Raw genomic sequence first — 15,012 nt, 5'->3', positions numbered from 1 at the left:
GCCACCTCCTAACTCTTGACAAAATCAATGATAAATTGCACAATCGCAGGTCCAAGCGTGACCACTACAATGGCAACTAGAATATGAATCCAGTGCTTCTTGATAGATGCCTTAGTTTCTCGTCCACTGAAGCCGTAGACAAGACCTGTTGCAACTAAAGCCACTCCAAAGACAGCGACACTAACTGTTTGAAACTTGGTAATGCCTTGATTAGCCAGATTCTGCGTTTTAGCAAAAGGGTCATCCGCATAAGCCGTTTGACTGAGTAAACTTGTCAGAAAAAGAGACAAACTAAGCCAATAGCGCTTTCGACTCTCTTTTAGCTGTTTGAAAAATGGTGTTAGATGATATTGCATACATGCCTCCTTCTTTTTTCTAGAATCATCATAAGGGATAATGACAAACCATGTTCTTAAATGGGCAACTCATTTTAAGAATCCTTTTTAGGGTTCATAAGAACCTTGATTGTTCGTTTATCGAAACGATGATTGGGGCTTGGTGACTCGCCCTCAATACTAACAAGCAGATCATAGCCTTCCTGCTTGAGTGGTAAGATGGTTTTGGCAATTGGGGCAAGTAAGTGTTTTTTCATAAATCGCTCAAGCGGTCTTGCTCCATTTTTAATATCAGTCCCCAGTTCTGCGAGGTAGTCAACCAGTTGGTCATCATAGATGAGATTAAAGCCTCTTGCTTTCAAGGTTTGGTTTAAGTGGTCAAGGTGCTTCTGCGCAATCTCACGAATAATAGCTTGATCAAGTAAATTAAAGACAACCATCCCTTCAATCCGATTGAGAAATTCAGGACGAAAATCAGATTGCAATTCTCCCATCATACTAGCCAAAAACTGTTTGTAATCCCTATCATTCAAGTGATCAATTGGCCCTTTCAATTCGGTCTGTTTGATAATTTTTGGTGCACCTAGATTGGTTGTCATGATAATCACCGTGTGCTTAAAGGAAACGAGTCGACCACTACTATCGGTTAAGCGACCATCATCCAATACCTGAAGCAATAAATCATACATTTCTGGTGCACCTTTTTCGATTTCATCAAACAAGACCACAGCATAAGGCTTGTTTTTGACTTTCTCGGTTAATTGGCCTTTGGTTCGTTTTTGGGCATCGCCAATCCACTTTTTCGCATCGCCTTCTTGAGCATATTCACTCATATCAAAGCGAATCATAGCTTCCTCATCGCCAAATAGGGCTTGGGCTAATGCTTTAGCCAGTTCTGTCTTACCGACTCCTGTTGTCCCTAGAAAGAGAAAACTACCTAGGGGCTTGCTTAAATCTTGCAAGCCTGCTTGAGCAATTAAAAGGCTATTTACCACCATCTCAATAGCCCCCTCTTGACCTTTAACACGCTCTTTTAGTTTTTCCTCCAACTCCAAAAGACTTTTTCTCTCTTCTTTCAAGAGGGTTGTCATGGGAATCCCTAAGGTTTCTTGAAAAACAGTCGCAACGCTTGTTTCTGTGACACAAGATTGCCCTTTCCTGGCCACCATAGCTCCCGCTTCATCGATGATGTCAAAAGCCTTATCTGGTAAAAAGCGACTTGGGATATAGCGAACAGAAAGATGAACCGCTTGACGAATGGCTTCCCTCGTGATGGTCAGCTGATGATGCCTTTCATAAGCCCCTTTAGCAGCTTCCAAAATCTGAATGGCTTCTTCTTGAGTGGGTTCTTCTACCATAATAGGCTGCATCCGTCTTTCCAAAGCCCTATCGGTTTCAATGTACTCATGAAATTCATCGAGTGTTGTTGCCCCAATTAGTTGAATATCTCCTCTAGCAAGGGCAGGTTTGAGGAGATTCCCTGCATCGAGGGCAGAGCGCTCTGAGCCACCTGTTCCAACTACGGTATGAAATTCATCGATGAAGAGGAGGTTCTCCCCCTTGGTCGCCATAGCTTCTTGTAGAATCGCTTTAAAGGTTGGGATAAATCCTTCGTCTTGTCCCATCAAACTAGCTAATTCAAGAGAACGAACGTTGACACTCTTTAGTTCTTTAGGCACGTTCCCTTTTAAAATTGCCTGACACAAACCTTCAACAATCGCTGTTTTTCCAACACCAGCTTCGCCAACTAAAACAGGATTATTCTTGCTTCGCCTGAGCAGTGAGACAATGAGGCTTTCTATTTCCTTATCCCTGCCATAAATAGGATAGAAGTGTGCTAACTCAGCGATTTTTTGGGTTTCATTGGTCGTGTACCGATCCAAAAACGGGGTTTTAGTGACGGTCATTCCTCATTTCCTCCTTAACTGATTCAACTTCTTGATTAATCTTTGCTTTGATGCCATCCACAAACTCTCTCGGATTTAATCGTCCCTCCCCAATTTGGGAGAGAAAGAGTTCCCAACCACTCGTCGTTTCAGGATCTGAAAACTCATTATCTAACAATGCATTGACCAAGATATAGGCCAGAGAGGACGGAAAGAGTTGACCGGTCTGTTTATCTTTCGTCACATAGCCTCGTTTTTGAATGGTTTCAATCACTCCTCCCCTTGTGGCAGGTGTGCCTAGTCCATACTTAGGCATGACTTGGCCGATGAGGTGACTTTCTGTCAAGCGTTTAGGAGGCTTAGTGTTACCTTCCACAATCCGTGATGCCACTAAAACAGAGTCATCCACATGATAATCAGGGAGAACCTTATCTTTTCGAATACCAGATGGCACAAGAGCGGTCCACCCCTTATCGATTAATTGTCTCCCTTGCCCCTTAAAGATGATTCCGCTATTCTCAAGACTGATGCTAGTGATGTGGTAACGACAGTCTGCCGAAAACATGAGTAAACTTCGCTTAGTGACAGCTTCATAGACAAACCGTTCTTCTCGGCTGAGAGAGGTTAAATCAGGAATCTTATCCGTTGGAATTAAGGCATGGTGAGAATGCTTTTGGATTTTCTTAGGATTAACATAAGTCTCTCGCTGACTCAGATAAGCAGGATCAAATACTGTGTTCGTGGCTTTTTGATATTCGAGTAGGTGATCCTTTAGGTAACTAAACTCAAAGGCACTAATATAACGACAATCGGTTCGTGGGTAAGACAGGTAGCCTTTCAAATAGAGTTTTTCAGCAATTTGCAAGGTCTCTTGGCTACTTAGTCCTGCATGCTTGGCACTATAACTTTGAAGATCTGACAGATTAAAGAGCTGTGGTGCTAGCTTTCGAACCTCCTCTCCTTGAATCTCTCGGATGATAGCACTATTAGTTAACTGTCGACTCGCTAAGAGCACCGCTTCACTGGATAACCATTTGTCTTCTGACACAAACAGTTGTCCTATTTTTTTGTCTTCTAGCACTATTTTGAAATAAGTTTTTGGCACAAAATCACGAATAGCCACATCATTCTCACAGATTAAGCGAACTAAAGGGGTCTGAACCCTACCTACAGATAATTTCTGAGCCAGATGCCCTTCTGCTTGTAGGCTCAAAGTGACTAGAGGTGATAAGTTCATGCCTACCAACCAATCGCTTTGACTGCGAGCCTCAGCTTCCAAATAATAGTCATAGGTTTCTCTGGGATCTCTCAAGTTCAAAAAAGCCTGTTCGAGTCCTCTTTTGGTCAAAGAATTCACCCATAAACGTTTGGTTATTTTCTCTAGACCTTGAGGGATATGTGATAAAATCGAATAGGCGATTCGCTCTCCTTCACGGTCACTATCTGTTGCAATCACAATCTCATCAGCCCATTCCACAAGATGATAAATGGTTTGAAAGGTTGCTTTGGCTTGTTTTGTAGCCTTTAATACCTGCTTAAAATGAACGTCTGTCAAAGGGAGCTGACCCAAATCCCAATTGTTTTCAGGCAAGGTATAATCAAAGAGGTGCCCTTCTGAAGCTACCACTCGCACTTGACCAGAAAAATAGGGGGTACTGATGATTGAAAAATAGCCTTTTTCTTTCTTGCTTTGACCTAGACAGGATAGATAAGCCTTAGCTTGTTCTGTTTTTTCAGCTAATAATAAGGTATGCATCCACTCCTCCTGATAGTTAGTCTTTCTATCATCATCATAAGGGATAATGACAAACCATGTTCTTAAATGGGCAACTCACTTAAAAAAGCAAATAACCCCTTAATAAGGGGTCATCATCTTATAGCTTTCTGCCTTTGGGTGGCTTTTTGACTGGTGCTTGTGGTCGTGTTTGTGACTTTTTTAGCGCATAGGGTTTAGTGTAAGTCTCAACACTTGATACCATACGAGCGACCGTCTTATGGACTCTCGTCATAGCCGTTGATAAGTCCTCCTCGGTCATCTCTTTCAATTGATTGGTCCATTTAGCCATATAAGGAATAGCTTTTTCAGCCGTATCCAAGCCAAAATGCTTGGATACTAAATAGCTTGTCATCTCAGCTTCTAATTCTTTTTGAGGTTTGGTCAAATCGTTTTGTTTCCCTTGGGTTAATTGTGGGTTATGGAGTGTGGCATGTGCTAGTTCATGAATGGTCGTGCTAATCTTTTCCCCTTGGGTATTAGATGGATTGAGTAAAATTTTCTGTTCCAGAGGATAGAAAGCCCCTTTAGCATTGCCTAATTGTTTGTCTTGCCCATTTTGACCGTCTGTGGCAATGGATACCTTGATATAGTTGGCATAATCTTGTAAGCCTTGTAGGACTTCTTTGGTCTTGACCTGATCCAAATTAAAATCATAATGACGATTCGGCATGGCTTTGGGGTAAGACTCAGGTTTCAATGTCGTTTGCGACAGTTCAAACACCTTATAAGTCATAAATTTGCGATTGCCTTTCACATCGACATCTTGAAAATGAGAGACTTTCAACTTTTGAGCCTTGACTAAGGCTTTTTCGTCAGGAGTCGCTTGTGATAAGGGTTTAAACTTAGGATTCCCTTTTTGATTGATGACTTGTTTTCCCTTATCATCTAAGACTGGTATCATGGCTACCATGACCGGTCTAAAAAGAGTGATTTGGGATTTTTCCCCTGCTTTGACGGAGAGGTTATGGTCAACCACTTCTTTACTTTCCCCAGTACGCTTATTGGTATAGGTTCGCTTGCTTGCCATGACATCAGCATCCCCTAAGTCCAGTGCTTTTCCTAATTCCTGCCACTGTTTAAAGGTGGCAACCGCATTTGCGCCCGGCCACTGTGCTTGGATGAGTGCTGCATTTCTTGGCGATAACTGAGGGAAACGACTCATAAAATCAAGATAGGCTTTTAAGTCCTCAGGAGACTCTGTAAAGGCTTTGATATCTTGAATAGCTTGTTGGCTTAACTCATAAGCCGATGCCTTATGATAATCAAAACCTTTATTTTTTTCAGCTGAAGAAACCGTCAAGTCAGTCAAGGCTTGTTTGGCTTGACGTTGGATGGCCTCCTTAATTTTCGACTTTGGAGATAGGGGGGCTTTAGTCATCGCAGGTTTAGGACTTGATACTCCTTCTTGAACGCTGTTGGTTTGTAATAAGCGAAGCATTTCTTGACCGCCGTCTTTAACATAGGAGCTGTTGACGGCAATTTGTTCTATCTGACCGTCTCGTTCACGGAAAATACCTAAGATTTCATTCTTTCTTGTCCCTTTCAACTCATCTCTCAAAATTTGTCTTGCTTTAAAAACAGAAACAGGAACTGTCCCATCCTCCGTATTCATACGAAAGAGAACCATCAAATCACTATCATCTGCTTTTATTAAGCTATCAAAACGACCTTCATATCTAGATATGTTCTGTAACTGATCAAAATAGAATGAATCTGTTTGAAGGACTGTCTCTAAATCAGGTAGCACCTTGATTTTATCAAAAGGAGACTCCGTATTTTTTAGACGAATGTCCTCATAGCTAAGCTCACCACCTCTAGCAAAGTCATGCAATATACTTTCTGGTGTAGCTCCTTCACCAACTATTTTCAAGCCCGTTAGATGCATAAAATTACTTTCCAAAAATTGACTTGTACTAAGCTACCATCCATAGTAAAGTAATGAATGGTACTATTGGCCAATTCCGTTAAATAAAATTGTGCCGCTTCTTGAAGGTCATATCCCCTTCGGTTCAATTTACCTAAATGATAAGCATCAATAGACTTCTCTACCCTTGTTTTTCTTGACTTAAAGCCATCTTTTATGGTAAACTTTAAGTAATGAGAGGATCTAGTAGGTCGACTGGTAACAGAGCGATCAAAGGTACTTGTTTCAAGTACGGGTGAGGTGCTACCTTCAGCTTCGGGCTGTAAAGAACCCTTGCGCTGAGACGTCCTCTCGTTTTTTTGTTGTTCTGAACCAAGTCCTGTCTTTTGATAATCATCAAGGGACTTTTCTTGTTGACTAAAGATGATAGATAGCTCATCTATTTGACTATCCATTGCTTTAGTAATAGCTTCTTTCACTTGATTGAAATCATAGATGGTCATTTCAAGCTCTGATTGGACACTTCCAACCCCCTCAGTTTTAATCTGTTCAGAAATATATTGAACATAATCTTCCATATTTTGAAGTGATTGATTACCATCTTTGAATTCAATCATATAGGTATTATCCCCTGTCGTCAGTTCAAATCTCTCGCTCGTATAATTCTCATCCACCTTGCCAGATGAAAACCAGTTATCAAGTTGAGAAACAATTTCCCTAGGTTGACCAATATCTTCCTCCGTTACCCAAAAATAGGCTGTCTGTCCCAATTCCTCCACTTGTCCAAGTAAGTCTTGGATTTTTTCATTGCTTTGAATATTAGCAGGTAGCTCTTTCCTTGCAACGGTTATCAGGTGTTCAATTGGAATCTCAGTAAGATTGTCCCCTAGTTTTTCATGCTTCAAATAATCATTCCAATCCATCTTAGATTGGTCTTCTTGTTTAGGAGGGGTCGCATCAATGACTGGAATCCCCTTGTCTTTCAATCCTTGAATTAGTTGCTTACCTTTGGGATCATTATCAACCGCTAAGGTTAGGAGTTGACTATTCTTGCCATCCTTGAAATACCCCTGTTTTACTGCCTCATCTAAGCCTTGAGATAGAATATCATCCGTCCAACTAGATGATAGTTGTCGCCTTTCCATTTCAGATCTTAACTGAACCAAATGCCGTCCCATTGTTCCTGTTTTTAATCCTTCTAGAGAAACTAAACGAACATCTGATAAGCTATCCTTATGGATTTCATAGTAACTCATGAGGTCGATACTACTTTCCGAAAAGATAAGTCTGTTTGGTGTGCCAATATCGACATGCATTCCGTTGTAAGGTTGGGAATTTTTCATGATTTGTTTGAGGTAACCTCGGCCGAAATACTTATCAGGATTAGCCACTAAACCTTGTAAGGCCGCACCAACCACTTGACCATTCTCATCCAAATTTTTAAAGACTAAAACAGGTTCAATATCATTTCCTACCTTAGCATTAGCTTGGGCAAGGACACCTTTGTCGTAAAAGAAATCTATAGTATCATCTGATAAGCCTCGTTCCTCTTTTAGATAACGTCGCGCTTCATCAAAAGGCTGCTCATAAGGTGCAAGATAGTAACGAAAGGCTTCTTGAGATACTTGTGTTTGAGCGACAACCTGTTTAAAATCTCCAGTATTCAGGTAAGAAACAGCTTGTTTAAAGTCGACTTCTTTGATCGTTTGAACTAATTCAATAACGTCACCACCAACATCTTCTTTCGAAAACCAATTCCACAGATTATTAGAGGGAGTAATAACCAAACTATCGTGTTCTTTCCATCGATACTCTTTTCCCTGACGATATAGTTCCATATTTAGGTTCGCTGCCACGTCTAAAATAGATCGTGATTTAGCATACTGAACGCTTTCTTCCCATGTTTTCTCTGCCATGATGATGCCCTCCTAAAACCATTCCCAATCTGACTGATAACGACCAACTGCCTCTGTCACTAACCATTCTTTTGGTAGAGCAACTAACTCACCGATACTTAACTGTGAAAAGGCTTTGAGGTTTTGACTGTAGTCAACCTCCAACGTTAGCTTCTCATTCACACCTCGTCCCTCAAAAAGGACTGTTTGGGTTAGTTCATCTATCTTTTGAACCAACCATTCTTCAGTCATATCAAGGTCTTCATGCCTTGTACTTGGAAAATATGTTCGCATGCATCTGCCTCCTTCTTTTTTCTAAGGACATCATAAGGGATAATCAATAATCATGTTCTTAAATAGGCAAGTCACTGAATAAAAAAGAGATTCATCAGAACCTCTTTTGATAGCTTCGTCAACCATACCTTAACGATTTTGCTTTTCTCTTTCTTCTCGCTCTTCTTGACGACGTCTTGCTTGAAGCGCTCGTTTCTGGCTTGTTCCAAGATTTCTCAAGCTCATGGACATGCCCTTCATAAAAGCTGTCGAAAACTTTCCACTAGAGTTCATACGCTGTTGAGCATAAGACTGTTTTTGACGTTGAAGCTGATTCTGTATGGATTGTTTGAGCCGATTGTTTTTGTCAGTTGAAGAAACTGATGTGAATTCTTTTTCTAACTGTTTCAGTTGTGCAAAATAGCGACCATTTTCTTGTTTCAGTTGTTTTTGAAACTCGCTATCGTCTGTTTGGGCGATTTTTTGATTGGTTTGATGAATCGCTGCCTTGGTATCTAGGAGTGATAATCGGTTGTCAAGTTGCTTAATCACTATAGCTGGTGTTATTTCCTGACCTTCTAAGAGACTTAAAATGGTTTTATCTTGTAATAACCCCACTAAATTTTTTTCAGCTGATAAACGCTCTCTAAGGGGGCTTAATGCTTCTTGAGTCGCTTTAGCAATTGGTAAGGCTTTAGGATCTTGATAAGCCATTGCTAGGGCTTCTTTATGACTAATATCAGAGGATGTCAGTTGATAGTTAGGAGTTAATTGTAACTGGATATAGCTTAACTCCTGACGAATATCCGCTAGTTTCCACTCTTTGTATAAAACATCACTTCCTTTGGCTTCCCATTGATGCAATAAGCGTTCCTTGAGCCTTAGTTCAACTTGCTTTTCTTCAAGATGATAGCGTTTCAAAGCATATCGATACAAGCCTAATGATTGTCGGTCTTTGTCTGACAGTTCTTTTTGATCTTTAGTTAGCCCTATTAAGGTTTCAAGATCGGTCTTACTTAAATCAGCAAGGTGACTCAGACTCAACCGCTCTGTTCGGTGACTACCATCAACGTGTCGAATATCAAACATAGCCACTTCCTCAAAACTTGGTTGGCCGATTCCATTGCCGTATTTGTCATACTCTTGATAGCTTGGTTTGATGATCCAAAGAGGAATAGCCGTTTCAGGAACAGTATAACCTTCTTTTTCCCAAGACTCACGAGACTGAACAAAGGAGGCCTCTGGAAATTGTGCTAAAATTCGTTCTTGGTTTGCGGTTGACAATTGTGATAGGTTAGAAGGTTGTGTCATGATCAACGCATCATCCGCATGCTCTTTGAGGTAACGCAGAATATGATTGCCGAGACGCTCTCTCAACTCATTAACACGCTTAGCCACTAATCGCTCTGGATCATAGCTATTGTTTTTTTCAGCTGAATAAGCTCCCTCAAAGTTCTGGAGAAAGGCTTTTGTTTGGGCTAAAAAGGCTTGATAGTTTTCGTTACCGTCTTGTTCTAAATAGGCATCCATATACTTGTCTAAGAAAAATTTACTGACCGCAAAATCCTTGGCATTCGATCCATAGCGCCATGGCTTATCCTTAGGTAAATGACGGTAAGCCTGTTCCAAAAAATTTTTTTCAGCTGAAGAAACCTGACGAGTTGATTCCATCACTTGACCAAGAAGTTTTGTTTTGAGATTGGCTAAAATCTGTTCTTGGCGAAGTAAGTCTTCTTTGGCATTTTCCTTAAGCAAGCCATGATAAACAGTAGACTTGACCTGATTGAGACTTTTTTGTTTGAAATTGCCCCTGTATTCCCATTGTTGTCTTGGTTCGTAATAGATTTTGTCACGATTGGACTCTAGCTCAGACAAGCCAAAATGAATGTGGATGTTATCAGTATTGAGATGAATGTTCCCCCACCAAAAAGCCGTTTCCGATAGACCTTCTGCCTTGATGAGTTGAGGAATCGTCTCACGCATGACTTGTTTCAAAGCTGTTTGGTCAACCTGATGGGTTTCAAGATTGTAGAGTCCTTGTTCCGCTAAAAAAGCATTATCAAAGGAAATTACCCCTTGCCATAAAAGCGACTCGTTGCGATAGGCCTCTTGTAATTTTTCTTTCAACTGAGAAACCTTCTCTCGTTCCAAATAATTTGTCTCTTGTGTAAAGATGGCAGTCACTTCTTCATTTTGGTTTTCAGTCGCATAGGAGCGATTCATGTAATCAATGTAGGCTTTGAAGCTTAAATCCTGTTCAGGTACTTGATCATAGATAGCTTGTACTTGTTCTTCTGTCAGGGCTTCGGTAGTCTGACGTTGGTTTTCTAAGGCTAATTCATTCTCAACTTCTGTGGCTTCTTCACGGTTAGTGTAATCCACATAACGAGTATTGGGCTTAGTGTACTGCATCATAAACGTAATAGCAGGACTGGTCATGTTCATGTCGACTTAACTCCTCAATGGTTTAAGAATGTTTCATCACTTGCCCACGACTTTTGTCTTTTTGAATGAGGTCTTCAATATGAGACAGTAATTGGGTTTGGTGGGGATCATCCATGGAATGGATAGCGGTCAAATCATCAATGTTCCACATCGGTCCACTGGTTGTCGCATGGAAATTACTTAGACCCAAATAAGTAATCAGGTCTAATTGTTTGGCCAATAATTTCAGTTCTTTGGAAATCGCATCTTTGCTTGATGGCCGTTCTTTCAAATCTGCCAAACGATCATAATAAGGTAGTGTGTTATCTTCTAAAAACAGTTCTTCAAACGTATCAATCAAAATTCCCACTACTGTTGAAAATTTACGAGTATCTGAAATCACATAGGAATCATTTAGATAGCTCTTAATTTTTTCCATTTGTTCTTTACGGTGTTGGGTAAAATAAACAGCTTGTCGCTTTGTTTTTGGGGTCATGATTTTTCCTCTTCTTTCTATAAGTTACTCATTTGATTTTTTCAGATGAGCCTGTTAAGTAATTAATGCGATAGTTGGGCTGCACGTTAAAGAGATAGACATCAAATGAGATAGTCTCATCTTCAACACTTTGGGCTTCCAGTCTGATCCCCCGTGCCACTAACTCAAGCTTTCTAAATAAGGGGGTTACTCGATAACGGACATGATGACCTGTTTGTTTGATATAACCTGCGATGAGGTTTTCATAGTAAAGCATGGATGAATCTTGATCTTGAAAATTAGCATTTAAGGCACGTGTGCCTGTAAAAAGATTATTGGGATTATCATTTTGTCCCGTCAACTCATAGGCAATCAGATGACAACGATTATAGAGATAATCGTTTTTGCCATTAAAGATAATTTTTTTATTTTTCCAGCCCGTTGGTTTAACGGATGAAATATCCCCTCGTCTTGTTTGAGGTAACAACTCTTTTCCTAAAAGAGCATTGGCTTCTCCGACACGATTGAGCCAATCAAGTGGCTTGTAAGATTCCCAACTGCTCTTGTCAAGAGATAAGTCTGTGTCCGTAAAGGTCGCTTTGTCATGAACCTTTATGACCGATTGACCTTGATAAGACAACTCAAGGAGTTTTTGATTTTCGGTTTGGTGCAGCTCATCTTCTGTCTCATTTTTTTCTTCCGTTGCATTCGTAAAGGCTAATTGCTGGGCAATATCTTTTTGCGTGAAGGTTGTTTTAAGCCATTGCCAACTTTGCGGTTGTACCAAAATGATAAGGGTAAAAATCAAGACAAGGACAAATGATTTGTTTTTCTTCATAGCTCACTCCCTTACAACATATCCCGTTGGTTAATGGCATCCACCTCATCCATGAACTGTAACCATGTTTCCAACAACTCCCCAACTTCTTTTTGTTTGGCTAACAAGGCCACTTGGTTGATTTGAATTTGGTGTTGGTTAGCGAGTAACTGTTTTTGATTTGATTTGATCGTTATCAATTCTTCCGCAAAGGCATTATCGTAAAGGGTCAAACCGTTATTACTTGCGATTAATTCCAATTGCGATAAGATAAATTGATTAAAACTGTCATAACCTAATTGTTTAGATAGGCTCTTTAATTGTAAAAAGGTATCGTCAGAAAGATTACGAATCATCAATTGTTTACTCATCAATTTCCTCCATTCCTTCATACTTCAACCAACGAGCAATGTGATAAGCAAAGGTTCCCATTTGCGCCGTTAGCTGTTCAAGGTCTTGGCTTTGTTGGGTCGTTTGTTGGACGAGAAATTGGTTTGCCTCTGCCATTTGTTTAAGTGGCACAACATACAAATGTTCTGCACGATTAAAGTTCCCATGACGGATTTTTTCCCGACACAGGTCAACTAAAAACTGATTAAAGGATTTTGCCTTTTGTTGGTTAGCGAGCGTTTTTAGATAATCAATCTCAGAGTCATTTAGCCCTCTTATCTCAATTCGATTTTGATATTTAGAATTCATTGTGATATTCCTTTCTTGAAAAATAGTCTGTTCTGCTTTTTTGTTTTTGAGTAAAAAGAGCAAACACAAGCCAAATCTCACAAGATAACGAAAAAGTTGTTTTTCTGTTTTTTCAGATGATCAGTCTGTCATCTCAAACTGATCACTGACTGAAAAGAGCATAAGGGAAACTGATATCACATACCGTGATATGTTGATAGTATCAACGTTTCCCGTACCGGTATTTTTCTCGGCTTCGCCTACTTTTGACATACACTCTTAGCATACAATAACATACTAAAACATACCGCCGCACACCTACAAAGCATACAACATCATACTAAAGCACACTATTACATACACTCTTAACATACTTGCGCACACTTTTTTGAAGGCTCTCTTTCGCTCATTTTCAGCTGAAAACGAGTGATTTTTGGCTTCACAATTGGTCTTGTTCAGACACTTCTTGTGATGTGCTTTGCGGTTTTTTGGACTCTTTTTGATATTCTTTTGCCAGCAATAAATCTTCTTTGAGTTCGGCTAAAATAGCCTCACGAGTCAAGGCCTTGTTTTCTAACTGCTTCAATTGGACATAAGTACGACCAATTTTTTTGTCCGATTCTTCCAAAGCTAGTTTGCGTTGTTCTTCTAATTCAGATACACGAGCTTTTGCTTGTTCAAGGTCTTGTTCGATTTTTGAAATTGCTTTTTTTGCCATAAGGTGGCCTCCTTCTTTTTGATAAATCTATCATAAGGGATAAACCATTCTTCTGTTCTTAAATGGGCAAGTCACTAAAAAACCATCCCAAATAAACTAAATGGAATGGTTTTTTTCGTTAAAAATCTCTGACTCCTATTGCCGTAAACGCATCTTTTTGACTGAGTCTAAGTTTAATTAGTGTGTGATAAAAGTCTGATTTCCCTTCCAAACTTCCAAAAGGGTGAACCGTAAATATTGGATAATAAATACTATCATCGTCTATAAAAGTACGTTCAGTTTCTTTGTTAAATGGAACTACTTTATAACTAATAGCTGTGATAACTTCCCTATTTAAATAGCTCAATTCGACCGCATCTTGATAAGGTGGCTTGATGACATTCTGGTTAATGAGTCGCATCCGTTTGTCCGCATCTACTTCTTTGACATCTACATAAAGATTAGATATTGGCGGTAGCTCATCTGTTAGTTTTCGGATACCTAGATACTCTTTGTTAATAACATTTTTGATCTGTTAGTTTTCGGATACCTAGATACTCTTTGTTAATAACATTTTTGAAAAGATAATGTTTAAATAATCTCGGCTGAATGAACGCTACAAGAGCTGCTAGAACAAGACTAATGAGCCAGAACGTCAACAGGCGATTGACCAACATTTCTGTCAAATTATTTTGCTTGATATAGGTATTGCCAGCTAGAAAAGCTAAATACATTACCCCTAATCGGAGAGATTTTACTATCCATTGCATCTCTCTTGAAAGAAGTGTACGGGTAACATCTATGACTATTTTGAGCATAACTATCGATTCCAAAACTCTCACTGTAAAGAATTGAATATCCTGTGGCATGTAATACGTCAATAAGCCTAAAAAGGTAGCTGATAAAAGATAAAATTCTCCCATGAAAACAATTTTTATGAGCCAATTTATCCCACAAATCAACGATAATTTGAGACTATTTTTGTTTAGTGTTTTCCATTTTCGAGTATGTTTTTTCATTGGTTAAATACCTTTCTGATCTGACTATTAGTTAATAAGTTGTCAAGGGTAAAGCACCTAATACTACCGCTTCAGTTAGAAAATAAACATACCAAGTAAATAAAGGTTCTGGGTATGGTATCCAAGTTGCTTGTCCTTGCTCATCGACGGATTCATAAACTTCAGATACCCCTTCATCTGTTATTGCTAGTGGAATCATTAGCTCTTTTTCACACGTTTGATTAAGTGCTTTTCCAAGGACATCCTGATAAGGAGAGTAAATATAGTTAGTAAGATGGTAACCATTAGATTTATCTGTATCACCTATCATCTGAGAATTGGACACGGTCAAAGTTGGTACACATTGAGAGCATCTTTCTTCGTCCATACACTCTCTATTAAAGAAAGCCATATCTTGAAACCTGATCTTCATGAGCGGTTTTGTTGGGTTTAAAGCAGACGTATCAACGGAAAAGACAAAACATTTATCTAGTCCACTCTGCTTCCCGTAGGCAGAAAATTGAAGGTAGCGGATTGTCCGTAACTTATATATTTCTCCAACAATCAGATAACCATCGTTATGATGTTTACGACTATTTTTACTCGCTAACGACACGTAATATTTATTGGGAAACGGTCGCTTTGTGACCGCATTGACTGTTTCTTGCGATGACAAGGCATAGAAAATGGGATCGCTGAAACGTTTAGAACGTTGTCGCGGCGGTTGCTCTATATCCTCATCATCACCAAGAATATGGACTTGTAGTTCTATCTGTTCCCCCTCTTCTACCAAATAAGACGGCCACCACATCTGATACTGAATCTGTATGACTCCTTCATCTTTTCCAAGAGGACGACCTAAAAAGCGTTCAATTTTTTCAAGCGTTGTCATT

At 39.6% G+C, this 15,012-nt stretch carries 13 protein-coding genes and 1 pseudogene; all 14 read right to left on the bottom strand.

What is annotated here, in order from left to right:
* Positions 1 to 8: 8 nt before the first annotated feature.
* The 14 genes and pseudogenes from I2432_RS01525 to I2432_RS01465 all read right to left on the bottom strand — a co-directional run bounded on the left by I2432_RS01525 (position 9) and on the right by I2432_RS01465 (position 15,011).
* Positions 9 to 356, bottom strand: coding sequence for a TrbC/VirB2 family protein (locus tag I2432_RS01525; RefSeq protein ID WP_001199271.1), 348 nt, complete (start codon positions 354 to 356; stop codon positions 9 to 11).
* A 74-nt stretch (positions 357 to 430) separates the two neighbouring features.
* A complete protein-coding gene (locus I2432_RS01520; protein ID WP_111710233.1) occupies positions 431 to 2,242 on the bottom strand; it encodes an AAA family ATPase in 1,812 nt (603 codons plus the stop codon).
* Positions 2,229 to 3,977 carry a type IA DNA topoisomerase gene (locus I2432_RS01515; RefSeq protein WP_111710231.1) on the bottom strand — a complete coding sequence of 583 codons (1,749 nt, stop codon included), beginning with the start codon at positions 3,975 to 3,977 and terminating at the stop codon, positions 2,229 to 2,231. Before I2432_RS01515 ends, I2432_RS01520 begins: the two co-directional genes overlap by 14 nt.
* Before the next feature lie 118 nt (positions 3,978 to 4,095).
* Entirely contained in the window at positions 4,096 to 5,883 is a 1,788-nt protein-coding gene (locus tag I2432_RS10460; RefSeq protein WP_346265914.1) for a PBECR4 domain-containing protein, read from the bottom strand.
* On the bottom strand, positions 5,874 to 7,778 hold the full coding sequence (locus I2432_RS10455) for a DUF3991 domain-containing protein (protein ID WP_346265913.1): 1,905 nt from the start codon (positions 7,776 to 7,778) through the stop codon (positions 5,874 to 5,876). Before I2432_RS10455 ends, I2432_RS10460 begins: the two co-directional genes overlap by 10 nt.
* Before the next feature lie 12 nt (positions 7,779 to 7,790).
* Positions 7,791 to 8,051, bottom strand: coding sequence for a hypothetical protein (locus I2432_RS01505; protein WP_111710227.1), 261 nt, complete (start codon positions 8,049 to 8,051; stop codon positions 7,791 to 7,793).
* A 129-nt stretch (positions 8,052 to 8,180) separates the two neighbouring features.
* A complete protein-coding gene (gene mobP2 / locus I2432_RS01500; protein ID WP_111710225.1) occupies positions 8,181 to 10,475 on the bottom strand; it encodes a MobP2 family relaxase in 2,295 nt (764 codons plus the stop codon).
* A 22-nt stretch (positions 10,476 to 10,497) separates the two neighbouring features.
* Entirely contained in the window at positions 10,498 to 10,950 is a 453-nt protein-coding gene (locus I2432_RS01495; RefSeq protein WP_111710223.1) for a hypothetical protein, read from the bottom strand.
* 28 nt (positions 10,951 to 10,978) lie between these two features.
* Entirely contained in the window at positions 10,979 to 11,767 is a 789-nt protein-coding gene (locus tag I2432_RS01490; RefSeq protein WP_111710221.1) for a DNA/RNA non-specific endonuclease, read from the bottom strand.
* 11 nt (positions 11,768 to 11,778) lie between these two features.
* Positions 11,779 to 12,117: a hypothetical protein gene (locus I2432_RS01485; protein ID WP_111710219.1), complete on the bottom strand. Its 339-nt coding sequence runs from the start codon at positions 12,115 to 12,117 to the stop codon at positions 11,779 to 11,781.
* Positions 12,110 to 12,445 carry a hypothetical protein gene (locus I2432_RS01480; RefSeq protein ID WP_111710217.1) on the bottom strand — a complete coding sequence of 112 codons (336 nt, stop codon included), beginning with the start codon at positions 12,443 to 12,445 and terminating at the stop codon, positions 12,110 to 12,112. Before I2432_RS01480 ends, I2432_RS01485 begins: the two co-directional genes overlap by 8 nt.
* Before the next feature lie 418 nt (positions 12,446 to 12,863).
* Positions 12,864 to 13,142 carry a restriction endonuclease subunit S domain-containing protein gene (locus I2432_RS01475; RefSeq protein ID WP_111710214.1) on the bottom strand — a complete coding sequence of 93 codons (279 nt, stop codon included), beginning with the start codon at positions 13,140 to 13,142 and terminating at the stop codon, positions 12,864 to 12,866.
* A gap of 118 nt (positions 13,143 to 13,260) precedes the next feature.
* A pseudogene (locus tag I2432_RS01470) lies at positions 13,261 to 14,140 on the bottom strand (hypothetical protein).
* A gap of 31 nt (positions 14,141 to 14,171) precedes the next feature.
* Positions 14,172 to 15,011: a hypothetical protein gene (locus I2432_RS01465; RefSeq protein ID WP_206158949.1), complete on the bottom strand. Its 840-nt coding sequence runs from the start codon at positions 15,009 to 15,011 to the stop codon at positions 14,172 to 14,174.
* Position 15,012: the final 1 nt, after the last annotated feature.

The sequence above is a fragment of the Streptococcus equi subsp. zooepidemicus genome (assembly GCF_015689395.1).
Lineage (GTDB): Bacteria > Bacillota > Bacilli > Lactobacillales > Streptococcaceae > Streptococcus > Streptococcus equi.
This window is presented reverse-complemented; position numbering and strand designations above follow the sequence as displayed.

What these genes read in the sequence shown, in the direction of transcription:
- I2432_RS01525 (WP_001199271.1), bottom strand. Translation starts at nt 356, where the DNA reads ATGCAATATCATCTAACACCATTTTTCAAACAGCTAAAAGAGAGTCGA.
- I2432_RS01520 (WP_111710233.1), bottom strand. Translation starts at nt 2,242, where the DNA reads ATGACCGTCACTAAAACCCCGTTTTTGGATCGGTACACGACCAATGAA.
- I2432_RS01515 (WP_111710231.1), bottom strand. Translation starts at nt 3,977, where the DNA reads ATGCATACCTTATTATTAGCTGAAAAAACAGAACAAGCTAAGGCTTAT.
- I2432_RS10460 (WP_346265914.1), bottom strand. Translation starts at nt 5,883, where the DNA reads ATGCATCTAACGGGCTTGAAAATAGTTGGTGAAGGAGCTACACCAGAA.
- I2432_RS10455 (WP_346265913.1), bottom strand. Translation starts at nt 7,778, where the DNA reads ATGGCAGAGAAAACATGGGAAGAAAGCGTTCAGTATGCTAAATCACGA.
- I2432_RS01505 (WP_111710227.1), bottom strand. Translation starts at nt 8,051, where the DNA reads ATGCGAACATATTTTCCAAGTACAAGGCATGAAGACCTTGATATGACT.
- mobP2 (WP_111710225.1), bottom strand. Translation starts at nt 10,475, where the DNA reads ATGAACATGACCAGTCCTGCTATTACGTTTATGATGCAGTACACTAAG.
- I2432_RS01495 (WP_111710223.1), bottom strand. Translation starts at nt 10,950, where the DNA reads ATGACCCCAAAAACAAAGCGACAAGCTGTTTATTTTACCCAACACCGT.
- I2432_RS01490 (WP_111710221.1), bottom strand. Translation starts at nt 11,767, where the DNA reads ATGAAGAAAAACAAATCATTTGTCCTTGTCTTGATTTTTACCCTTATC.
- I2432_RS01485 (WP_111710219.1), bottom strand. Translation starts at nt 12,117, where the DNA reads ATGAGTAAACAATTGATGATTCGTAATCTTTCTGACGATACCTTTTTA.
- I2432_RS01480 (WP_111710217.1), bottom strand. Translation starts at nt 12,445, where the DNA reads ATGAATTCTAAATATCAAAATCGAATTGAGATAAGAGGGCTAAATGAC.
- I2432_RS01475 (WP_111710214.1), bottom strand. Translation starts at nt 13,142, where the DNA reads ATGGCAAAAAAAGCAATTTCAAAAATCGAACAAGACCTTGAACAAGCA.
- I2432_RS01465 (WP_206158949.1), bottom strand. Translation starts at nt 15,011, where the DNA reads ATGACAACGCTTGAAAAAATTGAACGCTTTTTAGGTCGTCCTCTTGGA.